Raw genomic sequence first — 25,562 nt, forward strand, 5'->3', positions numbered from 1 at the left:
ACTTTCTAGAAGGAACGTGCAATTGCGAGGCTCTGGACCACGCCGCCGTGGGCGTCCTCGATGGGCTCGCCGCCATCGGGGTCGGTGGACAGCAGCGCGAGAAGGGCGAGGAGGAGCTTGGCCTCACCCCGGGGCGCCGCGTGCGACGGCATTTGCAGCAATTCGTCGCCGGCCACCAGCCGGTCGATGGTCATGCGGTCGGTTTCGGTCGCGAGAGCGGTCGCTGACATGGCCATACGGATCACCCCTTGTGATCGGGAATGTGTACTTCCAGGGATAACCATGCGTCAGGCCGACGAGGTCAGACAAGCCTCCACGGACCCGTATATCAAGTTTTGGGTTCCGCTTAACACGAATGCGTGTCGACCGCGATTCGAGCGATGTTCGCGCGTCGCCGTACCGGCCGGGTTTCCGTGGTCTCCGGGGGTGACCGGCGGTACCAAAATCAACGCAAAAATCCGCTTAATTCGCTTTGGATGTCGGGTCCGAATCCCCGTCTGCGTCCCGCGGTTTTTCGGTCTGAATACAAGCGGGCGTGTCGCTCGGCGCGATTGCGGACGGGGAATGCCTCTCCCGGCCGTTCTTTCGGGGGGTCGGCGCCACGTCGTTGCGGAGAGGCGGATGCGGCGGCGCCTGCGGGGCGGTCCGGGCCGGTGCCGCCCGCCCGTCCGGGCGGGGAGCGGTGCTAACGGGTTGACGTGATCGCCGTCACGTTCTTTAATGTCTTTCGTTCATCGGACCGTATATTCCGATTTGCGGAAAGCGGGCTGAGCTCCGGGTGCGCAGCCCCGCTGACGACGCGCGCCGTCCGGTGCCGCGCCGCGGTCCGGTGGCCGCGACGAAGGGAACCGCGTCGTGCCCCCAGCGCCGCTCGCCGCCTACCGCCCCCAACTCGATCCCGTCGCCGACTCCCTCGCCTGGTCGGCCCTGGTGGCCACCCTCCCGCTGCTCGTCCTGTTCCTCCTGCTCGGTGTCCTGCGGCTGCGCGCCCAATGGGCCGGGCTCGGGGCGCTGGCGTGCGCGATCGTGGTCGCGGTCGCCGCCTACGGGATGCCCGTCTCGCAGGCCGCGCTCGCCGCCACCGAAGGGGCCGCCTTCGGGCTCTTCCCCATCATGTGGATCGTGGTCAACGCGATCTGGATCTACACGATGACCGTCGCCACCGGCCACTTCACCACTCTGCGCCGGTCGGTCAGCTCCATCTCGCCCGATCTGCGCATCCAGGCCATGATCATCGCGTTCTGCTTCGGCGGCCTGCTCGAAGCGCTCGCCGGGTTCGGCACGCCCGTCGCCATCACCGCGGTCATGCTCATCGGTCTCGGCTTCCGGCCGATGAAGGCGGCGGTGGTGACCCTCGTCGCCAACACCGCCCCGGTCGCCTTCGGCGCGCTGGCCACCCCGATCATCACGCTGTCCAACATCACCGCGCTGCCCCTCCAGGAGCTGAGCGCGGTGGTGGGCCGGCAGACCCCGGTCCTGGCGTGCTTCGTGCCGCTGGTGCTCGTCTACATCGTCGACGGCCGCCGCGGGCTGCGCCAGACGTGGCTGCCCGCCGTCGTGGTGGGGGTCGCCTTCGCCGTGGGGCAGTTCGCCGCGGCCAACTACATGTCGGTCCAGCTCACCGACATCGTCGCCGCGTTCGCCGGAACCGGCGCCGCGGTCCTGCTGCTGCGCTACTGGAGCCCGGCCATGGTGCTCACCGGGGAGCGCGCCGCGCAGGAGGCGCCCGAGGAGCCCGCGCCAGCCGCGCCGTCGGGCCGCGGGAGCGCCGCCGCGCCGTCGACGGGTACCGGTCCCGCCGGCGGGACCGATGCGGGCACCCCTGCGGGCCCCGCTGTCCCCGCCGACGACGGCCCGCTGCGCCGCGGCGACGTCCTGCTCGCCTACGCGCCCTACGCGGTGATCATCGCCGTGTTCTCCATCGCCCAGTTCGGCCCGCTGCGGGACCTGCTGGCCGCCACCACGGTGGTCGTCCCCTGGCCCGGGCTGGACGTGCTGTCGCTGAGCGGCGAGCCCGCCACAGCGGCGACCTTCCGGTTCGACTGGCTGGCCTCCGGAGGGACGCTGCTGCTCCTGGCGGGCCTGGTCAGCGCCGCGATCCTGCGCCTGCGGCCGGCGGCGGTGCTGCGCGCCTACGCCGACACCCTCCGCCAGCTGGCGGCCCCGATCGTGACGGTGGCGGCGGTCCTGGCGCTCGCCTACGTCATGAACCTGTCCGGGCAGACGATCACGATCGGCCACTGGATCGCGGGGGCGGGAACGCTGTTCGCCTTCTTCTCGCCGATCCTGGGCTGGATCGGGGTCGCGGTGACGGGCTCCGACACCTCCGCCAACGCCCTGTTCGGGACGCTCCAGGTGGCGGCGGCCGACAACATCGGACTGGACCCCGTGCTCATGGCCGCCGCCAACTCCTCCGGCGGCGTCCTCGGCAAGATGATCTCGCCGCAGAACCTGGCGATCGCCGCGGCCGCCACCGGGCTGGCCGGCCGCGAGGGCGACCTCTTCCGCAGGGTCTTCGGGTGGGGCCTGGTCATGCTCCTGGGCATGTGCGTGCTCGTGTACCTGCAATCGACCGGCGTCCTGGGCTGGATGCTGCCCTGACGTCGGCACCGTCGGCGGGGGCGTCGGGTGCCGGGAGGGCACGCCCTCCCGGCACCGGGGCGCCGCGCGTCCTCGGGCTAGGTCGGCTTGATCGGCTTGACCGGGGTGACCGCCCTCGCGGGGTTCTCCTTGAGCAGCGGCCGGCCCGCGGTCTCCGGCGACAGCAGGACCGGGCCCAGGGAGATCACGGCGGCGGCCATCAGGTAGTAGGCCGGCCACATCTGGTTGCCGGTGCCGGTGACCAGCGCCTGGATGATGAAGGGCGCGGTGCCGCCGAACAACGCAGTGGAGATGTTGTAGCCGATCGAGAACGCCCCATAGCGGACCGGTGTCGGGAAGAGCGCCGGGAGGGCCGAAGGGATGGTGCCCAGGAGCTGCACCTGGCAGAGGGCGAGCAGGGCCAGGCCCGTGATGGTGAGCGCCAGCGTGCCCTGGTGGATCAGCAGGAACGCAGGTACCGCGAGCACGATGTAGGAGACGCACGCCGACGCCAGGAGCGGTTTGCGCCCGACCCGGTCCGTCAGTGCGCCCACCGGCAGGATGATGCCCATCATGGCGACCATCACCACCACCATCGACATCAGCGCCACGGTCCGGGGCAGCGATAGCACCTCGGCGAGGTAGGTCTCCATGTAGGTGAGCAGCACGTAGTTGCCGACGTTGAGCACGATGACGATGCCGACGAGCATGAGCAGCATCCGCCAGTTGTGCCGGATCAGCGTGCGCAGGGGTGACCGTGCGATCTTCCGCTCGTCGCTGATCTCGCGGAACGCCGGGGTGTCCTCCAGCTTCTTCCGCAGGTACAGACCGATCGCACCCAGCGGGCCGGCGATCAGGAAGGGGATCCGCCAGCCCCACGCGAACATGGCGTCCTCGCCGAGGGTGAGGGTGAGGACGGTGGGGATGCTGGCGCCCAGCGCGAACCCGGCGAGGGTGCCGAACTCCAGCCAGCTGCCGAGGAAACCCCGTCGCTTGTCAGGGGAGTACTCCGCGATGAACGTGGCGGCGCCGCCGTACTCACCGCCGGTGGCGAAGCCCTGGACCATGCGGGCCATCAGGAAGAGGATCGGCGCCGCGACGCCGATCTGTGCGTGGGTCGGCAGGCAGCCGATGACGAACGTGGCGCCGGCCATCAGGAAGATCGTGACCGCGAGGACCCGCTGCCGGCCGATCCGGTCGCCGAGGGGGCCGAAGAAGATGCTGCCCAGGGGGCGCAGCAGGAAGGAGACGGCGAAGACGCCGAACGCCGAGAGGGTCTGGATCGCGGGGTCCCCCGAGGGGAAGAACGCCGCCCCCACCATGGTGGCGACGTAGGCGTAGACCCCGAAGTCGAACCACTCGGTGCAGTTACCGATGGCGGCGGCGGCGATCGCCCGTCTGACCGCCGATTGGTTCGGTTCGGGATCTTGCCGGTCATCAGCGGCCATGGGCACCCCTTCCGCTATCGGGTCCGATCACATCCACGTCCCATAAGCGGGATGGAACTACCCGAAAGCAGACATGTGTAATCGGATCCACGACCAGGGATTATGACTCTGGGTAGCTAGATCCCTGTATCGAGTGATAACCGAACTACCTGGGGTTATGCGTAAATCTTCGGTGCGTGGTGCGGGCGGGGAAACTGCCGCCCCACCCGCACCACGGAGTCCCGCGCGGGGTCACCGGCGCGTGTAGAAGCCGACCGAGGATCCGTTGCCGAAGGTACGGTGCTCGGTCGCCTCGAAGGCGAGTGGTTCGAACGCTCCCGCGACCATCGGGATGCCCGTCCCGATCGCCACCGGGTGGCGCTTCACGACGATCTCGTCGATCTCGGGAAGCAGTTGGCCCGCGAGTACGCCGCCGCCGGCCAGCCAGATGTCGCCGCCCTCCTCGGCCTTGAGTCGCCGGACCAGGCCGAGCGGGTCGCCGGTGACCTGCTCCACCGCCGGGTCGGTGATCGCGGGCAGGGACGCCGACACCACGTACTGGCGCAGGTGGGCGTAGGGGCTGGTGACGCCGATGTCCAGCCCGGGCTGGTAGGTGCCGCGCCCCATGACCACGGTGTCGAAGCGCTGCCGGGGCGGGTCGATGCCCAGGTGGGCGCGGGCATGCGTGGGGATGGTGTCGGCGAAGCGGGCGTTGAAGAACTCCATGAGGTCGTCGGGTACGTCGTCGTTCGGGAAGAAGTCGAAGGAGCCATCGGGGCCGGCGATGAAGCCGTCGATGGTGGTCGCGATGTAGTAGACGAGCTTTCGCATGGGCCCTCCGGGGGTCTCCGCGTGAGTGCATAGTACTCTGAATGAAGTGCTTTGAATGTAGTACTCCATTTGTAGTGGTGTCAATCGCGAAGTCAGGAGACCGGCATGCGGCAGAACCCGGAACGGCGCGCGGCGCTCGTCGACGCGGCCATCGAAGTCCTCGCACGCGAGGGCATGCGCGGCCTGACCTTCCGCGCCGTCGACGCCGAGGCGGACGTCCCCAAGGGCACGGCCTCGAACTACTTCGCCAACCGCGACGACCTGCTCACCCAGATCGGCGGGCGCTTCTACGAGCGCATGGCCGCATCCGCCTCCGTCGCCGAGGCGCTCGAAGGACCGCGGGACCGCGCCCGCCTCGCCGCACTCATGCGCGATCTGGTCGACCGGATCACCGAGTTCCGGTCGGGCTACCTCGCCCTGCTCGAACTTCGCCTGGAGGCCACCCGCCGTCCCGCGCTGCGCGACGTCCTCACCCGCACGATCCGCGCCGACGTCGAGGCCAACATCGGCTTCCACCTGGAATCCGGCCTCCCCGGCGACACCACCTCCGTCGTCGCGCTCATCCTGGCGCTGAACCAGCTGATCACGGAGCGGCTGACCCTGCCCGGCGTCTATCCCGAGGACCGGATCCACGAGCTGGTCGACGAGCTGGTAGACCGGGTCCTGCCCGCCGGCTGAGCGGGGCACTCCGACCGCTGGGGGACGCGATGGGCTCCGGTGAACTGCTGGCCGTCGGGCCCGCGCTGGGCGCGGCGATCGCGGCGGCGGTCGTGGCCGCCGCCGGTGTGTGCGCCGCCGCGGGCCTGGGGCACGGGGCCGCGGTGCTGCGCGCCGGCGGCCGGGCGGTCCTCCAGCTGGGCGCGGTGTCGCTGATCATCGCCGCGGTCCTCTCCTCCGGCCCGCTGACCCTGGGGTTCATCGCCGTCATGCTCGCGGTGGCGTCGCTGACCGCCGGGCGGCGCATCACGCCGGGGTGGAGCGGTGCGTGGGCGCTGCTCCCGATCTGCGTGCCCGTCCTGCCCGTTGTGGGCGTCCTGGTGGCGGCGGGGCTGGCGCCGCGCACCGGCGCCGCCCTCATCCCGCTGTCGGGGATCCTCATCGGCGGCGCGCTCACCGCGACCGTCCTCGCCGGCCGCCGGGTGACCGAAGAGCTGGGCGCGCGCAGGGGGGAGGTCGAAGCCGCGCTGTCCCTGGGCCTGCTCCCGAGGGAGGCGGCCATCGAGATCGGCCGCCCGGCCGCCGCCGCGGCGCTGCTCCCCGCGCTCGACCAGACCCGCACGGTCGGCCTGGTCACCCTGCCGGGAGCGTTCGTCGGCATGCTGCTGGGCGGGGCCACCCCGTTCGAGGCCGGCGCGGTCCAGCTCTTCGTCCTGGCGGCGCTGCTCCTGGTGGAGAGCGCGGCCATCGTGATCGTCCTCGAACTGGTCGTCCGCGGCGCCTTCCCGTCCGCCTCCGGCCCGCGCTGACGGCGGACGACACGGCGGAGTGCGGCGAATTCCCCTCGGGATCCGCCGCCGAATGAACGGAAGCCCCTCGACCCGTTACCGGACAGCGGCGCGCAGTGGGATTCTCCGTGGTGTTCGACGGTGCAATGCGGAGAACACGGGTAGGGCCTTACCCGAACGGCGCCGCCGACACGCAACGCCGCGCGTCAGTGAGATGAAACACCGCCGGTGGGCCGTGTGTGCACCGTGCCATCACCAAAGTGTGATGGATTAATGTTCAACTGCATGGCATTCTCATGAGGAGAAGGAGGTCCGCATTATGGCGCAAAAAGTTCAGGTGCTCCTCGTCGACGATGTCGACGGCGGCGAGGCCGAGGAAACCGTGTCGTTCTCGGTCGATGGAACCAACTATGAGATCGACTTGAGCGGTGTGCACGCCAAGCAGTTGCGCGAGGCGGTCGCGCCTTTCCTTAAGGCCGCGCGCAAGGCCCCGCCCAAGCAGGGGCGCGGGGCACGTGCCGCGAAGCAGCGCACGGCGCCCAACCGCGAGCGCAGTGCCGAGATCCGCGCGTGGGCGAAGGAACACGGTAAGGACGTCAGCGAGCGCGGGCGTATCCCGCAGGCGATCGTCGACGAGTTCTACGCACGCAAGCGCTGATCGCCCGCCGGAGTGAGCCGAGAGAGGCAGCGGCCTTCGGGCCACTGCCTCCTCGTTTTCTTTTCCGATCGGAGTCCGATACATCGGCGAAAGCCGCCGATACCCGCCCGCGGCGCACGCCTGACGCGCACGCCACCCCCTATCCCGCCCCTATCGCGAACGGTGATCCGGGTACCCCTCACGTTTTCCCGGAAATCGGGGACATTGCCGCAAGGCGTGCCGTCGCGTCCGGGTTTACCGCCGGACTCGGCCCACAGCGCGCGCCGCGCCGGTGACCGTGCGGAACCCCTGTGGAAGCCCTGCGGAACCCCTGTGGAAAACGGGCCTTGCCGTGGAGCGCCGCGTGCCGGAGATGTACGTTTGGGGAAACGCACGCGCGTGCGGGCGATACGCCCGCCCGGCGCGGGTTCCGCTCGCCGGGCGGCCGCGGATCCGGACCCCGGCCGGGCGGTGCCCCGTTACCCTCTGAGTGAAAGTGGACGTCAATGGCAGAAGGCGCAACGCGGGAGAGGGACGACGACCGGCCGGAGCCCTCTGCGGCCGGCATCGACACCCCGGGCGCGGACGATCTGACCGCGACCTTCGACCGGGCCATGAACGCCGAGCCCGTTCCCGGGCCGCAGGACGACCCCGGCGAACCCGAACCGCTGCCCGACCTGCTCCCGTCCACGGTGACCGCGGCGGTCCCGCAGCCCGCCGCCGGCACCGATCCCGCGCCGGCCGTCCCCGCACCCGGAGCCGGCCACCCCCAGTCCCCGCCGCATGCGCTGCCCCTGGGGGCCGACGCCCTCGTGCGGTCCAAGCGCAGACCGCCCGCGGGCGGATGGCGGCGTGCGGTGCACGCGGCCACGTTCGGGCTGGTCCACCCCGGGGAGTCCCCCGCGGAGCTGCGCCGCCGCGACCTCGTGGCCACGGTGAAGATGCCGCTGGCCGGCGGGCATCACCGGGTGGCCGTGCTCAGCCTCAAGGGCGGGGTCGGCAAGACCACCACCACCGTGGCGCTCGGCTCCACCCTGGCCTCACTGCGGGGCGACCGCGTGCTGGCGGTCGACGCCAACCCCGACCGCGGCACGCTCTCCGACAAGGTCCGCCAGGAGACCGCGGCCACCATCCGCGACCTCCTCAACGAGAAGGACCTCATCCGGCGCTACGCCGACATCCGCGGCTTCACCTCACAGGCCGCCTCGCGGCTGGAGGTACTGGCCTCCGACCGCGACCCCGCGGTGTCCGAGGCGTTCAGCGAGACCGACTACCGCGAGGTCGCCCGCCTCCTGGAGCACTTCTACTCGATCACCCTCACCGACTGCGGCACCGGCATGCTGCACTCGGCCATGAACGGCGTGCTCGGCCTGGCCGACCAGATCGTGCTGGTCTCCACCCCCTCGGTCGACGGCGCCCGCAGCGCCTCGGCCACCCTGGACTGGCTGGAGGCACACGACTACGCGCACCTCGCGCGGCGCGCGGTGGTGGTGCTGTCGATGGTCCAGACCAAGGGCAAGAGCGCGGTGAACGTCGAGCGCCTGGAGCAGCACTTCGCGGGCCGCTGCCGCGCGGTGGTGCGGGTCCCGTGGGACCCCCACCTGGAAGAGGGCGCCGAGGTCGAACTCGACGAACTCGCCCCCGCGACCCGGCAGGCCTACCTGGAGCTCGCCGCCACGGTCGCCGGCGCCTTCGCCGATCCGCCCCGGAGCCGGACCGTGCCCGATCCGGGGGCCGCGCACGCCTGACCGGCCGACCCGCGCGGGTCAGGCCAGGGCCTCCAGGTCGGGCTGGATGCGGTCGGGCGCCTGACATTCCTTTCCTGGGTTGCCCCGTCGGTGCCGGTCAGAGGCGGTCGAGCTCGTCGCGGATCGCCGCCGCGCCGATGCGGACCTCGTCGAACGAGGTGCTCAGCGGGCTCAGGCCCAAGCGCAGGCCCTCGGGCGGACGGAAGTCGGGGATGACCCCCCGCGCCCACAGCCTCTGCGTCATTTCCTGGAACGCCGGGTGGTCGATCGTGACGTGGCCGCCGCGGCGCTCGGCCTGCGCCGGGGAGCCGAGCACCACCCCGTGCTTCAGCAGCCAGGCGTCGACCAGTTCGACGGCGAACCCGGTGAGCGCCACCGACTTCGCGCGGATCGCCGCCATGCCCACCTGCTCGATGAGGGCGACGGTGTCCTGCACCGCGGCCATCCCCAGCACCGGGGGCGTACCGCTGATCAGCCGGCGGATCCCCTGCGCCGGTGTGTACCCCTGGGCCATGGCGAACGCGTTGTCGCCGCCCATCCATCCCCAGATGGGCTGGCGGAAGGCCGCCAGGTGCAGGGCGCGCACGTAGCCGAACGCGGGGGAGCCCGGCCCGCCGTTGAGGTACTTGTAGGTGCAGCCGGCCGCGAGGTCGACGCCCCACCCGTCGAGGTCGACCGGCACGGCCCCCGCCGAGTGGCACAGGTCGAGCAGGAGCAGTGCGCCCGCGCCGTGCACGGCTTCGGCGATCGGGGGAACCTCGAGCAGGTGGCCGGAGCGGTAGGCCACATGGCTGAGCACCACGACCGCCGTGCGCTCCGACACCGCGGCGCGCACGTCGCCGGGGGTGACCCCGCTGCGGGGGTCGGGCTCGATCCAGCGGAGGGTGAGCCCCAGCTCGGCGGCGATGCCCTCGACCACGTAGCGGTCGGTCGGGAAGTTGTCGCGGTCGATGACGATCTCGGTCCGGCCGGGGCGCAGGGCCACCGCGCCCCGCACGAGCTTGTACAGCAGCACGGTCGTGGAGTCGCCGATGACCGTCTGGCCGGGCGCCGCGCCCAGCGCGGCGGCGCCCAGCCGGTCGCCGATGGTGAGCGGCAGGTCGAACCACCCCTCGTCCCAGGAGCGGATGAGGCGCGACCCCCAGGCGCCGCGGATCAGGTCGTCGACCCGCTCGGCGCTCGCCGTGAGCGGGCGCCCCAGCGAGTTGCCGTCGAGATAGGCGACCACATCAGGGGCCCGGAGGAACAGGTCGCGGTGGGCCCCCAGAGGGTCGGCGCGGTCCAGCTCGGCTGCGCGGGCCGCGAACTCTGCGTCGGACGTCATGGCGTCGTCTCCCTGCCTTCTCGGATCGCGTGCGCGCTCACGTGCCGATCACCGTGCGGACCTCCAGCAGCTCGGGGAAGAACGTCAGGTCGAGGGCCCGGCGCAGGAACCCGACCCCGCTGGAGCCGCCGGTGCCCGTCTTCATGCCGATCGTGCGGGCGACCGTGCGCATGTGCCGGAACCGCCAGAGCTGGAAGTTCTCCTCGAGGTCGACCAGCTCCTCGAACGCCTCGTAGGCGTCCCAGTTCTCGGCCGAGTTCCGGTAGACGTGGGCGATGAGGTCGATGAGCTCGGGGTTGGCGACGTAGGCCCGCGTGACGTCGCGCTCCAGCGCCGACGCCGGCACATCGTAGCCGCGGCGCGCCAGGCAGCGCCAGAACGCGTCGTAGAGGCTCGGCTCGTCCAGCAGCGCGCCCAGCAGGCGCCGCGCCGCCGGGTCGGCGTCGAACACCGGCAGGATGCCGGCGTTCTTGTTGCCGAGCAGGAACTCCACGGCCCGGTACTGATACGACTGGAACCCCGAGGAGCTGCCGAGGAACCCGCGGAACTCCGCGTACTCGGTGGGGGTCAGCGTCGCCAGAACGGACCACTGCTCGGTCAGGGTCTTCTGGATGTGCTTGACGCGCGCCAGGCACTTGAGCGCCTTGCCCATGTCATCGTCGTCGAAGGCGGCGCGCGCGGCGAGGGTCTCGTGCAGGACCAGCTTGAGCCAGAGCTCGGTGGTCTGGTGCTGGACGATGAACAGCATCTCGTCGTGGTGCTCGGGGCTGCTGACGGGTTTCTGGCAGTCGAGCAGGGTGTCGAGCGCCAGGTAGGAGCCGTAGCTCTGCCGGGCGCGGAAGTCGGTGACGATCTCCTTCTCCAGGGGGCGGGTGTTCGCCTCGACGTCCATGGCCGTGCCTTCCTCTCCGGTCGTGTCCATCGGCCGCGGGGTCACCTGAGCCCGTGCCACCGCACGGCGCCCAGCAGCGCGGCGATGCTCACGAACGAGACGGCGAACAGGTAGTAGCCCGGCGATACCTGCTGGCCGGTCGTTGCGATGAGGGCGGAGGCGATCGTCGGGGTGAACCCGCCGAAGGCCGCCACCGTCGTGTTGTAGCTGAACGACAGGCCCGTGGCCCGCGACTCCACCGGGAACATGTCGGCCATCACCGACGGCAGGGCGCCGAAGTAGAGCGCCTTCAGCAGGCCGAGGATGGTCATGACGATCGCCAGCGTGGCGAAGGACGGGGCCGCGATCAGCCACATGAACAGCGGGACCACGGAGAGCCCGATCAGGACGGCTGAGGGCAGCATGATCCGGACCCGGCCGAAGCGGTCGGAGGCCTGCCCGACGAACGGGGTGACGAACGTGAGGATGGCGCCGGTGATCGCCAGCGCCCAGTACGACAGCGACGGCGCCAGGCCCAGCTCGCTGATGCCGAACGTCGGCAGGTACTGGAGGATGAAGTTGAGCGCGGTCGAGACCACGAGCACGCCGCCGGCCAGCAGCAGCCCGGCCCACTGGCGGCGGAACAGCCCGCCGATCGGGGAGCCCTTCTCCTCCGGGCGCGCGGCCATCGCGGGGGACTCGTCGGTGTAGCGGCGGATGACGTAGCCCACCGGCCCCACGAGCAGGCCGAACACGAACGGGACCCGCCACCCCCACGCCATCATGGCCGGCTCCGCCAGCACCCCGGTGAGAACGGCCGCGAACCCGGCCGCCAACAGGGTCGCCAGCCCCTGGCTGGCGAACTGGAAGCTGCCGAGGAAGCCGCGGCGCGCGCCGTTCTGCTCCACGAGCAGCGACGTGGCGGCGCCGAACTCGCCCCCGGCGGCGAAGCCCTGGATGAGGCGGGCCGCGATGATGCCCAGCGGGGCGGCCAGGCCGATGGTGTCGTAGCCCGGCATGAAGGCGATAATGGCCGTGCCCAGGACCATCAGCCGGATGGTCAGGACCAGCCCCTTCTTGCGCCCCCGGCGGTCGGCGTAGGAGCCCAGCACCAGACCGCCGAGCGGGCGGATCAGGTAGGAGACGCCGAACACGCCGAACGCCTGCACCAGCTCAACGCCCGGGTCGTCGGCGGGGAAGAAGTTGTGCCCGATGTAGATGGCGAACAGCGCGTAGATCGCGATGTCGAACCATTCCAGGGTGTTGCCGATGGTGGCCGCCACGACGACGCGCGCGGGCATCGTCCTCGGGGCACCGGGGGCCGGGCCGCCCGGCGGCGGCGCGGAGTCGGTGTGCGGGGTTGTCGGCATGGGACTCTCCAGGTCGGCGGTCCGAGCGCGTCGGGGATGGGTGGCGGGGCTCCGGCGGTGCGGCCGGGGGCGGGGGACGGTCTCCGGGGCGGGGCGCCTTCTGCGTCAGCGCAGCGGGTGCGGGTGGGCGGCGTCCGTGGCGCCGAGGTCGTGGAAGAGACCGGTGGCGATCTCCAGGCCCTGCCGGGCGACACCGGCGTGCAGGTGCTCGTCGGGGGCGTGCTGGAGGCAGCCGGGGTAGGAGTGCGGCAGCCAGACCGTTGGCAGGCCGAGGATGCCGGTGAAGACGTGGTTGGGCAGCGAGCCCCCGATGTTGGGCAGGACCACCGCCGTCCCCTCGCCCGTGGTGCGCTCCACCGACGCGGCCGCCCAGCGCACCCACGGGTCGGCGGGGTCGGTCCGGCTCGCGGGGAAGGACTGGGTGATGCGCGCGTCGACCATGGGGTAGCCGGCGGCGTCCAGGTGGGCGCGCAGGGCGCCGGCGAGCCCGTCGAGGTCGGTGCCGACGACGAACCGCAGCTGCACCACCGCGCGGGCGCGGCCCGGGATCGCGTTGACCGGGTTGCCGGCGTCGCCCGCGTCCAGCGCGAGGACCTCCAGGGTGTTCCACCCGAACACGCGCTCGGCCGCGGTCAGGGAGGTGTCGCCCCAGCCCGCGTCGGGCACCGGGTCGCCGGCCGAACGGGCGACGCGCACGTCGGCGAGGGCCGCGCGGACGGAGGTGGGCAGCTCCGCGGGCAGCAGAGCGGGGCAGGTGATGACGCCGTGCCCGTCGACCAGGGTGCCGATGGCGCCGGCCAGGGTGGTGGCGGGGTTGCGCAGCAGCCCGCCCCAGTTGCCCGAGTGGTAGGCGGAGGGCCGCAGGTCGGCCTCGAGCTCGATGGTGGCGCCGCCGCGGGCGCCGAGGAACAGCGTCGGCGTCGACGCGTCGAGACGGGGGCCGTCGGAGGCGATGAGCACGTCGGCGCGCAGCTCCTCGCGGTGCGCGCGGGCGAACTCCGCGAGCCCGGGGGAGCCGGTCTCCTCGCCCGTCTCGATCAGGATCTTCAGGTTGAAGCCCAGCCGCCCGCGTTCGGCGAGGACGATGCGCAGCGCGGCGAGGTTCACGAGGTGCTGGCCCTTGTTATCGGCCGCGCCGCGGCCGTACCAGCGGTCGCCGTCGGCCGTCAGCGTCCAGGGGTCGCGCCCCTCGCTCCACCGCCCCTCCTGGCCGTCGACGACGTCGGCGTGGCCGTAGAGGAGGACGGTCGGCAGGGCGGCGTCCTCGATCCGGGCGGCGACGAGGAACGGGCCGCCGCCGTCGACCGGGTTGGGGGCGACGGTGACCGTGCAGCCGAGTTCGCCGAGGATCGGGTCCAGCGCGTCGGTCAGGTATGCCTCAAGCGCAACGCTCCGCTCGGGCCGCTGACTCTCGGTCGGGCGCGCGACGAGCTCCGACAGCTCGGTGAAGAACCGGCCCGAATCGAAGAAGTCCCTGGCCTTCGTGATGGCGCTGCTGCGATCCATGTGCGTCGCTTCCGGGTGCGGCTACATTTGTCGCATGAGACTAACCCCACCGGTCGGGGCGGGACCAATGCCGATTTTCGCCGCCTGCGTTGCCGTAAAGGCAAAGCGAAGTCACGCGGTGCCGGGGAGTACCGGGGGCGTCCCCCGCCCGTCGCCGCGCGGGGGGCGGCCGTGCCGCTGACGACCCCCGCCCTGGCCTACTTCCGCGAGGTCGCCCACACGGGGTCGATCACCGAGGCGGCCGCCGCCCACCACATCGCCCCCTCGGCCATCAGCCGGCAGATCGCGAAGCTGGAGGCGGAGATCGGCGTCGCCCTCTTCGAGCGCCATACCCGCGGCATGACGCTCACCGAGGCCGGGCACCGGCTGCTCGTGCACGTCCGGCGCAATGAGATGGAGACCGCGGTGCTGCTCGCCGAGATGCGCGGCATCGACACAACGGAGCCGCGCACCATCACCGTGGCGTGCACCGAGGGGTTCGCCTACCGCGTGGTCCCCCACGCCATGGCCAAGCTGCGCCGGACCCACGGCACGATCGGCTTCCGGCTGGACGTGGTGGGCCGCGAGGAGGCGACCCGCCGCGTGGCCGAGGGATCGGCCGACATCGCCGCCACCTATGCGATCGGCGACCAGAGCCGGGTCCGTGTCGAGTACTCGGCCGTCATGCCGGTCTACGCGCTGGTGCCGCCCGGCCACCCGCTGGCGGGACGGCCGCAGGTCGGCCTCGCCGAACTCTGCGCGTACCCGCTCGCGCTCTCGGCCGAGGGGGCGAGCCAGCGGGAGCTGTTCGACGCCGCCGCGCGGATCGAGCGGCTGGACTTCCACACCGTTCTCGAATGCGACCGGGCCGCGGCGGTCTACGAGTTCGCCAGGTCCGGCGGCGGGGTGGCGATCAGCAGCGAGCTCGGCGCCCGCAACCGGCCGGTCGAGGGCGTCGTGCACGTCCGGCTGGACCACCCCATCTTCGAGCAGCGCCACGCCCAGATCCAGACCATGACCGGCCGCCGCCACGACCCGCTGATCCCCGACTTCGTCAACGTCCTGATCGCGGAGCTGCCGTCGGCGGACGGCCCCGCCGCGACCCCCTCCCGGCGACAGGAGCACCGGCCGTGAACCCCGACCCCACTCCCGCCCCCGCCCCTCGGCGCGGCGACGGGCCGCTCGTCGTCATAGCGCCGGACGCGCTCGCCCACCCGCAGGCCGCGCGGGAGATCACCGAGCGCGCCCTGCGCGCCCGCGGCCTCGCGGGGGAGCAGGCCTTCCCCGCTTCGGCGGAGGAGATGCACCGCCTCGTCCGGTCGGCCGGTGCCGGCGGCGAAACCGAGGTGATCGCGGTCCCCGGCCCCGAGGGCGCGCCGCCGCAGTGGGGCGCCGATGTGATCCGGGTCGACTTCGGGCCGTGCCCGCCCGACCCGTCCCCCGAGGTCGCGGTGCACATCCGCGGCCGCGGGCCCGACGGCCTGCGCTTCGCCGTCGACAGCTGGTACCACCGCCGCTTCCACCCCGCTGCGGTCCACGCCTACGGCGGCCACCCCGACCAGCGCGCGGAGCTGCGCGTCCCGGCCGGCGACGGGCCGTTCCCCGTCGCAGTGCTGATCCACGGCGGGTACTGGCGGTCGCGGTGGGGCGCCGACCTGATGGACGCCGCGGCGACCGACCTCACGGCCCGGGGCCACGCCACCTGGAACATCGAGTACCGCCGCCCCGATGAGCACGGGTGGACCGCCACGACGTCCGATGTGGCCGCCGCGCTGTCCGCGGTCGCCTCGGTCCCGGGGGCGCACCGGCTCGACCTCGATCGGGTCGTCGTCCTCGGCCACTCGGCCGGCGGCCAGCTCGCCCTGCGGGCGGCGGCGGATGCGGCGGGCGACACCGTCGCGGGGTCGGAGGCCGCCGGGGCGTCCCGCGCCGCCGGGGACGCGGCGCCCGCCGTCGGTACCACCGGGGCCACCGCGGCCGGTGCCCCCGTCGGTTCGCCGCACCGGGGAGCACGGGCGCGGGCCCGGGTCCGCCCGGCGCTGGCCGTCTCGCTCGCCGGCGTCCTCGACCTGCCGCTGGGCGACCGGCGGTGGCTCAGCGAGGGCGCGGTGTCGAGCGCCATCGGCGGCCGCCACGACGAACTCCCCGAGGTCTACGCCGCCTCGTCGCCCACCCACCGCCTACCGCTCGGCGTCCCGCAGCTCGTGGTCTGCTGCACCGGCGACGACCCCACCCTCCTGGAGATCAGCCGCGCCCACGCGGCACGCGCGTCCGCCACGACCGACCGGGTGGACGTCGTCGAGGCGCCCGGAGACCACTTCGACGTGATCGACCCGGCAAGCCCCGTCTGGCACCGGATCTGCGCGGCCATCGCGCCGCCTTCCGCCTCCGGCGGCTGACGCGTGCCAAGGCCCGGCGCGGCGGGGTGCCGGACACGGCAGTGGGGCACGAGGGTGGCAAGGACGTCCGTCGCGCCGGGCCCTCCGCAGACCGACGGACCCGCGGACCCGAGGGGCCGCGGGTGCCGGACACGGCAACGGGGGGCGCGGGCAGGCAAGGGGCCCGGCGTGCGGCCGGGCCGGTCGGTCAGGCGGTGGGCCGTCGCCCCGGCTGCCCGCGCCGCATGAGCTGCCGGCGCCGGTCCTGCCGGTCCTGCCGGGCCGCCGCCGTGCGGTCGGCCGCCGGCCGGGAGCCCGCCGCGGAGACGGGCCGCGGAAAATCGGTGCGGGCGAAGGACCGGACGGTCTGGGCGGCCGTGCGCAGGTGGGCGGTGGCCTCCCGGCGAACGGACTCTTCGACCCGGGCCTGCTCGGGGGTGATCTGGGTGCGGCGTAGCCGCTCGCGGACGATGTAGGGCATCGCGGCGGCGCGCAGCGCGGGGTCGAGGGACGGGTCGTCCGCCAAGCCGGCCAGGGCCTCATCGCCGCGGAGGAAAAGCGCCGGGGCGGCCGGCAGCAGCCGGGCCGGGACCCCGGCCTCGCTCGCCTCAAGGACGTAGCCGGCGACCCGCTGTGCAGCGCGGTGGTGCCGCAGGGCGCGCGCCTCGTGCTCCCCGCCGTAGGCGCGGCGCGCGAGGGCGTCGGCGTCCCGGTGCAGGAGGGCGAACCGCGGCCGGGTCGTGGCGGTGAGTCGGCCGCGGTCGACGGCCAGGGCGGTGTTCGTCCAGTACCGGTTCAGCCAGTCGCGCGCCTCCTGCGGGGTGGGCTCCCGGCCGGCGGCCGCCTGATAGGCGGCGACGGCCCCAGGGCCGCCGGGCCAGGCGCCGTCGGGGCCGCGTGCCGCGCTGTAGGGGAAGCGCGTGCGGTCGGAGATGTCGATGCGGCCGACGTTCGGGCGCTTCTCGAGTTCCGCGAGCGTCTTGGGGACCTCGGGGATGCACTTCTCGTGCGAGTCGTGCTGGGTCCACCGGGCGTCGGCCTGACCGGGCAGCAGGAAGCGGGTCGTGGCGTCGAGGCGGCTCTGCCAGTGGGGGACCGCCATGATGCCGAGGTGCACCGCGCGGCCGTGCGCCGCGGCCTTGTCGACGACCGCGAGCGGGTAGCCGGTGCGCAGGGAGTTCTCCACGACCAGGCCGTAGCCGTGCTCCAGCGCGTGGTCGACGGCCATCCTGAGCAGGGCGCCCGCCACCTCCTCGGTGACGTAGGGCATGGCCAGCGGGTCCTTCGCGATCCACTCCTTGGCCTGCGGGTGCTCCTGGAACTGGCGGAACCAGTCGCGGTCCAGGACCACGAAGTCGCAGGGGTAGCGCTCCCGGAGCTTGCCGAACAGCGTGCTCTTGCCCGATCCGGGTACGCCGCCCAGCAACAGCACCGGGGCGTCGGCGTCGGGCCGCTTGCCCCCGAACAGCAGGGGGACCACCTTCTCGGCGAAGATGCGCCGCAGCTCGTCGTCGGGGAGGGCGAAGTCGAGGGGGTCCAGGTCGTCGAGGGAACCGGCGGTCGTGCCTGCGGGGGCCATGGTCACGGTCACCGCTCCCGAAGTTCGGCGAGCTCGGCACGCCAGCGCTCGATGTGGCCGAGCAGCGCGGCCCGGTCGTCGGCCGGCACGGTGGTGCGCCGGTCATGGACCCGGGCGGACAGCGCGCGCCACCGCTCCTGATCGGGGCCGCCGGCCGCGCCCAGCGCCAGGCGGGCGTACTCGCCGATCAGCAGGCCGGCGGTGTCGCGGAAGACGTCGTGGACGACGCTGTCCGCCACCCCGGCGTAGGGGTCGCCGGGGTCCGGCAACCCGAACGCCGACAGCGGCGGCTCGTCGTACGCGGTCGGTTCGCCGGGCATGGGGCGGACCCCTCTCGACATAGGGGCGGCGGCGTAACGGGATCGTCCGAACGGGCACCGCCGAAACGGCTCGGACGAACCGTACCGGCCCCCGCCCCCATCCGCACCCGCGCGTATCGCGGAGGCCGCGGAAGCGGCCGGGCGGCCCTGGGCCGCGGTCGGCGGTGCGGCGTCACCACCGCGCCCGTGCCGCGGTGACGGTCGCGTTGCGCTTGCCGATCAGGAACCAGCACAGGGCGCCGAGGAACGGGGCGCAGATGATGAAGATGGCCCACACCAGCTTCATCCCGAACTCCAGCTCGGAGAACAGGGCGCTCAGGAAGGCGGCGACGATGAACACGACGTAGGCGACGAAGCAGAGGCCGATCAGAGCGATCAGGGCCAGGCCTGCAACGTGGGGGTCGAAGAGTTCGGCGGGGATAAGGCCGTCGAGGGCGAGCATCGTGTGAGGTCCCATCTGTTCGGGTTCGGCGTTGCTCCAACGCTAGGGAACCGACCCCGCACCGCGCGTCGCCCGGCGGAACCAGTTCCCATTACGACGGAAGTCGGTGGTGCGCCTCCGGCCGCCGCCCATCGTCGGTCCGGGCGGCGTCCGCGTTGTCGGCGATCGGAGGCCGGAGGCTGGTTCGCGTCCAGGTCGGCAGGTGGCGCCGACGGCGCCCGGTGGCCCGTGAACCACCGGTGGGGATGTGGCCGGCATAGGGGAGATCAATAGGCGCCGGTGGTAACCGCGGGCTAACCGTGGGTCTGGCTGTATTGGTCCCGGTCGCAGCGACGTGCTGTGGCCGCCCCGGCGGAGCGGCCGCCGGGGCGAGCCCTTGAGGAAGGGAACCCTCCATGTCACGGTTCATGCGCAGAGTCGCCACGGTCGTCATCGGCGCGGGCATCATGTTCGGTGCGGGCAGCGCCGCGGCGTTCGCCGACACCGTGGAGGTGCCGGAGACCCCGCCGGGTGTTCCGGGCGGCGTGCCCGACGTTCCGGCCGAGCCCGGCGTGCCCTCGAAGCCTCGGCCCGTGGAGCCGATCGAGCCCGGCGAGCCCTGGGAGCCGGTCGAGCCCGGTGAGCCCTGGGAGCCGGTCGAGCCCGGTGAGCCCTGGGAGCCGGTCGAGCCGGGTGAGCCCTGGGAGCCGGTCGAGCCGGATGAGCCCGGCGAGCCCGTTGAGCCCGGCCAGCCCGTCGAACCCATCGAGTAGCGCGGTTCGGCAACCTCCGCGGTTGCCTTGAGGACCTGCCGCCCGCCTATGGCCCGCGGAGCCGGGACCGCCCCGGCCCGCGGGCCCACGGTCCATCGGACGTCGGTCCGATGAGTGAGAGAGTGCCGTTTCGACCTTGGGGATGTGGTCGGCATATGGAGATCGCGAGACGCCGGCGATAACCGCGATCTGGCTGTATTGGTCCCGGCCGCAGCCCGCTGCTGTGGCCCCCGGCGGAGCGACCGCCGGGCGAGCCACCCCAGAGAAGGAGCCCCCCATGTCACGGTCTATGCGCAGGGTCGCCACGGTCGTTCTCGGCCTGGGCATCATGTTCGGCGCGGGCAGCGCCGCCGCGTTCGCCACCACCGAGGACGTGCCGGACTGCCCGCCCGGCATCCCGTCCGGCGAGCCCGGCGTCCCGGCGATTCCGGACGGCGAGCCCGGCGTCCCGGTCGACGGGCCGACCGAGCCCATCGGCCCCGGCGAGCCCGCGCCCGGCGACCCCATCGAGCCCGCTCCCGGTGGGCCCGGCGTGCCCGTCGAGCCGGGAGAGCCCGGCGACGAGCCCGCGCCCGGCGTGCCCACCCTGCCGGAGCTTCCGGAGAACTCGGACGACTGCGAGGCACCGGCACCCACCGAGCCGGCCGACGAGTAGAACGGGACGGACCGGCACGGCAACACGGCATGATCCTTGGTGCGATTGCCGGCGCTACTGCCATCGGACCAAGGAAAAGGGGTCTCGCGCGCTGCGCGAGACCCCTTCTGAGCTGCGGAGGATCGGGGATTTGAACCCCGGATCGAGTTGCCCCGAAACCGCATTAGCAGTGCGGCGCCATAGACCGGACTAGGCGAATCCTCCTGGCTGGATAAGAGTACCCAGCCCAGGGGGGCGCGTGCAAAACGAAGGAGGGTCAGGAGGTGGTGCGCTCGATGGTGAGGTCGGCGTCGAGGCGGAGCTTGGCGACTGCGCGGGAGAGGGTGCTCTTGACCGTGCCGATCGTGACGCCCATGCGGTCGGCGATCTGGGCCTCGGTCAGGTCCTCGTAGTAGCGCAGCAGGACGGTGGTGCGCTGGCGCTCGGGGAGGCGGTCGACGGCGCGGTGGACGACGTCGGCGAGGTCGCTCTTCCAGGTGGGGTCGTCCACCCGCTGCTCGGGGATGTCGTCGGTGGGGTGGACGGTGAGACGCTGCCGGCGCCACTCGGAGATCTGGGTGTTGACCATCGCGCGCCGCACGTAGCCGTCGCGGGCCTTGGGGTTGGCGATGCGGTCCCAGGCGAAGAACGTCTTGATCAGGGCGGCCTGGAGCAGGTCTTCGGCGTCGGAGCGGTTGCCGGTGATGCCCTGTGCCATCCGCAGGAGCGCAGGTCCGCGCGCGGCGACGTAGGTCGAGAACTCCTCGTGCCGGGGCCCTCCGATTGTGTCCGCCACATGATCACCGACCCGGATGCGTCCGCGCGGCGGCGCGGACTGCGGAACGTGCCCTCGATCACAGCCGTATCTGGCTTCACTGTTGCACGCGGGGCGTAATCGTGAGGCCTGCCGCTGGCCACGGTCCGACAAACCAGGCGATCGTCCGGAATCAGAACATCAGTGGCAACAGGTGATGTGGGGGGACGCTCGGGGTGGTCGGGGCATTTCGCACGTGTGCATCGCCGGGCGTTTCGTCCGTTGTTTTCGGTCGGCATGTTTCCCGGTGCGCCTCCGGCCGCATCCCGCGGGCGGCCGTCGGCAGCGGGTCCGCCGCCGCGTCCGCGGACCGGATTCCCCGTCGCGCGGCGTGTGACGAGCGAGCAGGCCCCGGCGGCGTGAGAATGGATGATGGGGACACAGGGGCGGAGGTTGTGTGATGTCGGCAGATGTGGGGGACCGCTGGAGGTTCACCGCGGCCCTGCTCGGCGACGCCGCCGCGCCCGAACCCGACGACGCCTGGGCGCGCACTGCACGTGGCGCGGTGGTCGACGCCGGCTCCGGCGTCCTCTGCGTGGCCACGCCGCACGGCGAGGAGCGGTTCCTCATCGACGGCTCCACCACGTTCTGGTGCGGGCGCGAGGCGGGCGCCGGCGACCTGCGCCCGGGCGACGACGTCGTGGTCCGGCTCCGCCCCGGCGGGCGCTGGGTCGCCGACCGCGTCTGGGCCCGGATCGCCCGGGTCACCGGGGTGATCGCCGCCCGTTCCGGCGACACGCTGGAGATCGACGTCGGGCACGGCCGTCCGCACCGCGCCGTCGAGATCCCCTACCGGGCCTCCGGACGCATCGGCGTGCGCCACCCCGTGCTGGAACCCGGGTACCTGTTCGACGCCGTGGGCGTGTGGGACGACGGTGCGATGCATGCGCTCGTCCCTGCGACCACCCAGCCGCCCTTCCCCATGTGGGACGCGCCCCCGCGCGGGCGGCGCCGCAGCGCGCACGCCCCCGCCGGCGCGCCCCCCGCCGGTCCCGCCCCCGAGACCGCATCCGACCACCGCGCACCCGCCGAGCCGCCCGCCGACCCCGGGCGGCCGCCGCTCCTTGCGGGGATGCGCGCCGTCCGGCTGGAGCGGGCCGGGTACCCCCGCACGTTCGAGCGCCGCCCCTGGTGGCGGTGGCCCTCGCCGGTCCCGCCCGGCGCGGCCGACCTCATGCGCCGGATCGCCGGTCCGGTCGGCTGGTACGACCCCGTTGACGGGGCGGCCACGCACGAGGACACCCGCGCGCAGCTCTCGGGCGCCGCCTACCCCGCTCTGGAGCCGGGCGCCTGCACCGGGCCCGGCGGCTGCGACGACACCGACCCCTGCGTCGCCCTCCCCCTGATGTCGTACGGCACCTCCTTCTCCCTGCGCAACGACTGCACGGGGGAATCGGGTGCGCTGGCCGTGGTGGACTGCGGCGCGGCCAGCGGTCACTTCTGCGACCGCTGCGCCGCCTGCGAAACCGGCGGGAACGGCGAGAGCGGACGGATCGCGATGCTGACCCTGTCCAGCTTCATCGCTCTGGGAGGGCATCCCGAGACGGGATGCTTCAACGCGACCATGACCGTGGGGTGACCGGTGACCGACCTGCTCCGAGAGATCCAACTGCCCGTCCTTGTGGCGGCGCTCCTGCTGGGGGCGGTGGCCAAGCTCGCCGACCGGTCATCGCGCGGCCAGGGCCCCGCGGCGCTGCTCCCCTTGGGCCTGCGCCGCCCGTTCACCGTGGCCAACGGTGTGCTGGAGGTGCTGTTGGGGGCGGCGCTGCTGGTGGCCGCCGGCCTGCTGGGCGACGTCGCCCGGGGGGCCACCGCCACGCTGTTCTCCGCCGGGCTGGTGGCCGTCGTGGCGGTCTCCCGGCGCCACCCGGAGCTGGGCTGCGGCTGCTTCGGCGGTTTGAGCACGACGCCCGTGGGGTGGCGCACCATCACCCGGACCGTGCTGTTCGGCGCAGCCGCGGCGGTCACCCTGGGCCTCGGGGGATCGGCCATCGACGTGCTGGCCGCGTTCACCCCTGCGCACGGTGCGCTGCTGGCCGTTGAGGTGCTGGCGTTCGCGCTGCTCTCACCGGAGCTGACCGGCCCGGTGTGGGGGGCGGTGCGCGGGCGGCCGTGCGAGCAGCGCGAGGTCCCGCTCGCCCGCTCCCTTTCCCGCCTGCGCGCGAGCGACGTGTGGCAGGCCAACGCGTGGATGATCAAGAGTGACGAGCCCGAGGACGCGTGGCGGCAGGGGTGCTGGCGGATGCTCCGATTCATCGGGCGCCGCGACGGGCGCCCGGTGGACGTGGTGTTCGGGGTGCCGCTCCAGGGGCGCCGGCCGGCGATCCGCGCCGTGTTCAGCGACGCCGTGACCGGGTCGACCCTGGCCGTCCTGGGAGAGGTCGCGGTCGGGCCTGCCCTGCCCTCGCGCCGTGATCCGGTGCCGCCCCGCCCCACCCGCACGGTGACCCCGCTGGCCCCCGCGGCCCCGGCGCCGGACCCCGAGCCCGCGCCGGAGCCGGCCCTGGAGCCCGCCCTGGAGCCGTCGGCGGAGCAGTCGCCGGAGCCTCCCGCGGAGCCGGTCCGGATCGATGTGCCGCAGCAGGAGCGCGCGGCGGTCCCGGAGGAGGAGAGCGTCCAGAGCTGACGCGCGCGCCGGGACGGTCCGGCCCCACGGCCGGGCCGCGCCGCGCAGGGCCGCCTATGCATGGCGCCTACGGCGCAGGTAGCGGGCGAAGTGGGGGACCGTGAACGCGACGGTGTCGTGCGCCGCGCTGTGGACGAGCCCCTTGTGGATCAGGGTGTCGAGGGCGGGGCAGGGCCCCGCGGACGGCCGGCCCAGCGCCGTGGCGACCTCGGCGGCGCGCACGGGGCGGTCGCCCATGGCCGCCATGGCCCGCATGTAGGAGCGCTCGGCGGCCGTGGCGCGCTCATAGCGGCCGCTGAAGAAGCCGGCCGCGAGTTCGTCGTCGGCATCGGGCACCGCCGCCGCGACGTCGCCGGCCGAGATAGGGCTGCGCAGCGCGATGTCCCAGGTGGCCTTGGCGTAGGTCTGGACGAAGAACGGGTATCCGCCCGAGACCTCGTAGAGGGCGTCGAGCGCGCCGGGCTCGAAGGCGACGCCCTCGAGCCGCGCCGGCACGACGAGGGCGTGGTGGGACGCGGCCCGGCCGAGGGGCTCGACGCGTGTGTACCGGAACAGGCGCTCGGCGTAGCCCCTGCTCTCGGCGAGGAGTGCGGGCAGCTGCGGCAGCCCCGCCCCCACGATCAGAAGCGGGCCGCCGGTCTGCGCGAGTTCGTGGCAGGCCGTGCACAGCGCCGCGAGGTCGTCGGCGGGGAGGTCCTGCATCTCATCGATGAACAGCGCGATGCCCGTGCCGAGGTCGGCGGCGATGGCGGCGGTTTCGGCGAACAGCTCGGTGAGGCCGGCCTCCGGATCGCCGGAACCGGCCCGGCCGTGGACGGGTACGGGGGGCTCCGGGCCGGTTCCGGGCAGGAGGCCCCGGCCGGCTGCGCCGGGGCGGTCGGTGGCGGCGCCCGCGAACGCGGCGAGCGCGTTCATGGCGCGGTCGACGCGTTCGGGCGCCCGGTGGCGCGGGGCGAGGTCGCGCAGCGCGGTGTGCAGGGCGGCCGCGAGGTGCGGGCGGATGGACCGGCCGGGCCGGGCCTCGACCCTGCCGGTGCCCCACCCCCGCCGGGCGGCCATGGCCCGGAAGGCGGTGAGCAGGACGGTCTTGCCCACGCCGCGCATGCCGGTGAGGATCACGCCGCGTTCGGGCCGCCCGCGCGCCGCGCGTTCGAGCACCACGCCGAACCGCTGGAGCTCGCGCTCGCGCCCGGCGAGCTCGGGCGGGCGCTGACCGGCGCCCGGGGCGAAGGGGTTGCGCACGGGGTCGAGGGCCGCGGGCTCGCCGGCGGGCTCCAGCGCGGCTTCGAGCGAGCGGTAGAAGGCGGCGGTGGTCGGTGCGGCCCAGTCGACGCGCCGCAGGGCGTTGCGGTCGTCGGAGGGGGAGTGGGGGGCGCGCCCGGCCCCGCCGGGCCGGGTCGTGGTCCGACCAGGGACGTGCGCTGCCGTGGTCATGCCCCCCACTCCCTTCATCGAACGCATGTTCGATCAGAGAAGACTTTAGTGGATCCGGCGACCCGGCGCCACCCGTCCCCCGGCACCGGACCCCGTTCGAGCGCGGACCCGTGGGCGGCCGCTCAGCGGTCGAGGATCTGCTGTTCCCGCTCGAGGGCGGCGGTGGTGAAGCCGGTGAGCAGGGTCTCGAAGTCGTGGTCCGCGCGGCTCGGGCCGAGCACGGACGTGGTGCCCAGGACGTCGCCGTTGCGGTACACCATGGTGTACATCGACACCGATTCGCCGCCGACCTCCGTATCGACGGCGAAGGCGCGCGAGGCGTCGCCGATCTGCTCCAGGTCGATCCCGCTCACCCGGTACGACGAGGTCGACCCGTCCTGCATCGTGGCGGTGTAGGAGTCGCACTCGGCCGGCGGCGCGGTGTCGACCGCCTCCTGGGCGGTCCCGGCGGGCGCGTCGATCAGCAGGTGCGAGACGGTGTCGTCGCCGCGGGCGAAGGTCGCCAGCGACGCCGCCGCATCGCGCACCTCGGGCAGCCGCCCCCACTGGTTGACGGCGTCGAGGCAGCCGGGCTTGTCCAGCTCGGTGACCTCGCGCAGCCGGTCGGTCTGGCGCACGGTGGCCAGCTCGCCGTAGACGCCCTGTTCGCTGCGCTCGGGGACCACCTTCGCCTCGCCGAACTGGACGAGCTGGGCGGTCGACAGCGCCGAGGCCGCAACGGTGCCGGCGTCCTGCCCGGTGTCCGTATCGCCACCCCCGCCCGCCGGGCCGCAGGCGGTGGCGCCGATCAACAGCCAGGCGCCGGCGAGGGCCGAGGCCGCGGCCGTGCGTGGTCGCAGGGCGTACTCCATGGTGGTATTTCCTG

The 25,562-nt window shown here is 73.2% G+C and carries 24 protein-coding genes and 1 tRNA gene; 11 read left to right on the plus strand and 14 right to left on the minus strand.

What is annotated here, in order from left to right:
* Nucleotides 1-5: 5 nt before the first annotated feature.
* Complete coding sequence (locus ACFOVU_RS19045) at nucleotides 6-236, minus strand: hypothetical protein (protein ID WP_378535515.1); 231 nt, start codon at nucleotides 234-236, stop codon at nucleotides 6-8.
* 619 nt (nucleotides 237-855) lie between these two features.
* Between ACFOVU_RS19045 and ACFOVU_RS19050 the strand changes: the two genes are divergently transcribed.
* Nucleotides 856-2,601: an L-lactate permease gene (locus ACFOVU_RS19050; protein WP_378535517.1), complete on the plus strand. Its 1,746-nt coding sequence runs from the start codon at nucleotides 856-858 to the stop codon at nucleotides 2,599-2,601.
* Between the two features lie 77 nt (nucleotides 2,602-2,678).
* Here the strand turns inward: ACFOVU_RS19050 and ACFOVU_RS19055 are convergent, their stop codons facing one another.
* Both ACFOVU_RS19055 and ACFOVU_RS19060 read right to left on the minus strand, forming a co-directional pair.
* The gene (locus ACFOVU_RS19055) at nucleotides 2,679-4,028 is read right to left on the minus strand and encodes an MFS transporter (RefSeq protein WP_378535519.1); all 1,350 of its coding nucleotides are present in this window, start codon (nucleotides 4,026-4,028) and stop codon (nucleotides 2,679-2,681) included.
* A gap of 231 nt (nucleotides 4,029-4,259) precedes the next feature.
* Complete coding sequence (locus ACFOVU_RS19060; protein WP_378535521.1) at nucleotides 4,260-4,838, minus strand: dihydrofolate reductase family protein; 579 nt, start codon at nucleotides 4,836-4,838, stop codon at nucleotides 4,260-4,262.
* 105 nt (nucleotides 4,839-4,943) lie between these two features.
* On the opposite strand from ACFOVU_RS19060, the gene ACFOVU_RS19065 reads away from it, so the two are divergent.
* The 4 genes from ACFOVU_RS19065 (at nucleotide 4,944) to ACFOVU_RS19080 (ending at nucleotide 8,668) form a co-directional block, all read left to right on the plus strand.
* Nucleotides 4,944-5,516: a TetR/AcrR family transcriptional regulator gene (locus ACFOVU_RS19065; protein ID WP_378535523.1), complete on the plus strand. Its 573-nt coding sequence runs from the start codon at nucleotides 4,944-4,946 to the stop codon at nucleotides 5,514-5,516.
* A 29-nt stretch (nucleotides 5,517-5,545) separates the two neighbouring features.
* Nucleotides 5,546-6,304 carry an ABC transporter permease gene (locus tag ACFOVU_RS19070; RefSeq protein ID WP_378535524.1) on the plus strand — a complete coding sequence of 253 codons (759 nt, stop codon included), beginning with the start codon at nucleotides 5,546-5,548 and terminating at the stop codon, nucleotides 6,302-6,304.
* A gap of 298 nt (nucleotides 6,305-6,602) precedes the next feature.
* Nucleotides 6,603-6,941, plus strand: coding sequence for a histone-like nucleoid-structuring protein Lsr2 (locus ACFOVU_RS19075; RefSeq protein WP_378535526.1), 339 nt, complete (start codon nucleotides 6,603-6,605; stop codon nucleotides 6,939-6,941).
* Between the two features lie 485 nt (nucleotides 6,942-7,426).
* A complete protein-coding gene (locus ACFOVU_RS19080) occupies nucleotides 7,427-8,668 on the plus strand; it encodes a nucleotide-binding protein (RefSeq protein ID WP_449289737.1) in 1,242 nt (413 codons plus the stop codon).
* Nucleotides 8,669-8,765: 97 nt separating this feature from the next.
* On the opposite strand, the gene ACFOVU_RS19085 is transcribed toward ACFOVU_RS19080, so the two are convergent.
* From ACFOVU_RS19085 to ACFOVU_RS19100, 4 genes are all read right to left on the minus strand, one after another.
* Nucleotides 8,766-9,992, minus strand: coding sequence for a kynureninase (locus ACFOVU_RS19085; RefSeq protein WP_378535527.1), 1,227 nt, complete (start codon nucleotides 9,990-9,992; stop codon nucleotides 8,766-8,768).
* A 37-nt stretch (nucleotides 9,993-10,029) separates the two neighbouring features.
* On the minus strand, nucleotides 10,030-10,914 hold the full coding sequence (locus tag ACFOVU_RS19090) for a tryptophan 2,3-dioxygenase (protein WP_378535529.1): 885 nt from the start codon (nucleotides 10,912-10,914) through the stop codon (nucleotides 10,030-10,032).
* Between the two features lie 11 nt (nucleotides 10,915-10,925).
* Nucleotides 10,926-12,233, minus strand: a complete 1,308-nt coding sequence (locus ACFOVU_RS19095) for an MFS transporter (protein ID WP_378535531.1) — start codon at nucleotides 12,231-12,233, stop codon at nucleotides 10,926-10,928.
* Nucleotides 12,234-12,338: 105 nt separating this feature from the next.
* Entirely contained in the window at nucleotides 12,339-13,739 is a 1,401-nt protein-coding gene (locus ACFOVU_RS19100; RefSeq protein WP_378535533.1) for a M20 family metallopeptidase, read from the minus strand.
* Between the two features lie 171 nt (nucleotides 13,740-13,910).
* Here ACFOVU_RS19100 and ACFOVU_RS19105 point away from each other — a divergent pair, with 171 nt between their 5' ends.
* Together ACFOVU_RS19105 and ACFOVU_RS19110 are read left to right on the plus strand one after the other, a co-directional pair.
* Entirely contained in the window at nucleotides 13,911-14,852 is a 942-nt protein-coding gene (locus ACFOVU_RS19105; protein WP_378535535.1) for a LysR family transcriptional regulator, read from the plus strand.
* Nucleotides 14,849-16,117 (plus strand): alpha/beta hydrolase, encoded by a 1,269-nt coding sequence (locus ACFOVU_RS19110; protein ID WP_378535536.1) that lies wholly within the window; start codon nucleotides 14,849-14,851, stop codon nucleotides 16,115-16,117. Before ACFOVU_RS19105 ends, ACFOVU_RS19110 begins: the two co-directional genes overlap by 4 nt.
* A 187-nt stretch (nucleotides 16,118-16,304) precedes the next feature.
* On the opposite strand, the gene ACFOVU_RS19115 is transcribed toward ACFOVU_RS19110, so the two are convergent.
* From ACFOVU_RS19115 to ACFOVU_RS19125, 3 genes are all read right to left on the minus strand, one after another.
* Complete coding sequence (locus ACFOVU_RS19115) at nucleotides 16,305-17,687, minus strand: zeta toxin family protein (RefSeq protein WP_378535538.1); 1,383 nt, start codon at nucleotides 17,685-17,687, stop codon at nucleotides 16,305-16,307.
* Nucleotides 17,684-17,995 carry a hypothetical protein gene (locus ACFOVU_RS19120; protein WP_378535540.1) on the minus strand — a complete coding sequence of 104 codons (312 nt, stop codon included), beginning with the start codon at nucleotides 17,993-17,995 and terminating at the stop codon, nucleotides 17,684-17,686. Before ACFOVU_RS19120 ends, ACFOVU_RS19115 begins: the two co-directional genes overlap by 4 nt.
* 172 nt (nucleotides 17,996-18,167) lie before the next feature.
* A complete protein-coding gene (locus tag ACFOVU_RS19125; protein WP_378535542.1) occupies nucleotides 18,168-18,452 on the minus strand; it encodes a PLD nuclease N-terminal domain-containing protein in 285 nt (94 codons plus the stop codon).
* A 380-nt stretch (nucleotides 18,453-18,832) separates the two neighbouring features.
* On the opposite strand from ACFOVU_RS19125, the gene ACFOVU_RS19130 reads away from it, so the two are divergent.
* The gene (locus tag ACFOVU_RS19130) at nucleotides 18,833-19,189 is read left to right on the plus strand and encodes a hypothetical protein (protein WP_378535544.1); all 357 of its coding nucleotides are present in this window, start codon (nucleotides 18,833-18,835) and stop codon (nucleotides 19,187-19,189) included.
* Nucleotides 19,190-19,466: 277 nt separating this feature from the next.
* A complete protein-coding gene (locus ACFOVU_RS19135; RefSeq protein WP_378535546.1) occupies nucleotides 19,467-19,844 on the plus strand; it encodes a hypothetical protein in 378 nt (125 codons plus the stop codon).
* A 115-nt stretch (nucleotides 19,845-19,959) separates the two neighbouring features.
* On the opposite strand, the gene ACFOVU_RS19140 is transcribed toward ACFOVU_RS19135, so the two are convergent.
* Nucleotides 19,960-20,048: transfer RNA gene (locus ACFOVU_RS19140), tRNA-Ser, on the minus strand.
* A gap of 52 nt (nucleotides 20,049-20,100) precedes the next feature.
* Complete coding sequence (locus ACFOVU_RS19145) at nucleotides 20,101-20,619, minus strand: SigE family RNA polymerase sigma factor (protein WP_378535548.1); 519 nt, start codon at nucleotides 20,617-20,619, stop codon at nucleotides 20,101-20,103.
* Nucleotides 20,620-21,037: 418 nt separating this feature from the next.
* Here ACFOVU_RS19145 and ACFOVU_RS19150 point away from each other — a divergent pair, with 418 nt between their 5' ends.
* Both ACFOVU_RS19150 and ACFOVU_RS19155 read left to right on the plus strand, forming a co-directional pair.
* The gene (locus tag ACFOVU_RS19150; RefSeq protein WP_378535550.1) at nucleotides 21,038-22,216 is read left to right on the plus strand and encodes a hypothetical protein; all 1,179 of its coding nucleotides are present in this window, start codon (nucleotides 21,038-21,040) and stop codon (nucleotides 22,214-22,216) included.
* A 3-nt stretch (nucleotides 22,217-22,219) separates the two neighbouring features.
* Nucleotides 22,220-23,263, plus strand: a complete 1,044-nt coding sequence (locus ACFOVU_RS19155; protein WP_378535551.1) for a MauE/DoxX family redox-associated membrane protein — start codon at nucleotides 22,220-22,222, stop codon at nucleotides 23,261-23,263.
* A gap of 54 nt (nucleotides 23,264-23,317) precedes the next feature.
* Here the strand turns inward: ACFOVU_RS19155 and ACFOVU_RS19160 are convergent, their stop codons facing one another.
* On the minus strand, nucleotides 23,318-24,697 hold the full coding sequence (locus tag ACFOVU_RS19160) for an ATP-binding protein (RefSeq protein WP_378535553.1): 1,380 nt from the start codon (nucleotides 24,695-24,697) through the stop codon (nucleotides 23,318-23,320).
* A gap of 122 nt (nucleotides 24,698-24,819) precedes the next feature.
* Nucleotides 24,820-25,548, minus strand: coding sequence for a hypothetical protein (locus ACFOVU_RS19165; RefSeq protein WP_378535555.1), 729 nt, complete (start codon nucleotides 25,546-25,548; stop codon nucleotides 24,820-24,822).
* Nucleotides 25,549-25,562 lie beyond the last annotated feature (14 nt).

The sequence above is a fragment of the Nocardiopsis sediminis genome (assembly GCF_042650565.1).
In the GTDB taxonomy this organism is placed as follows: Bacteria; Actinomycetota; Actinomycetes; order Streptosporangiales; family Streptosporangiaceae; genus Nocardiopsis_B; species Nocardiopsis_B sediminis.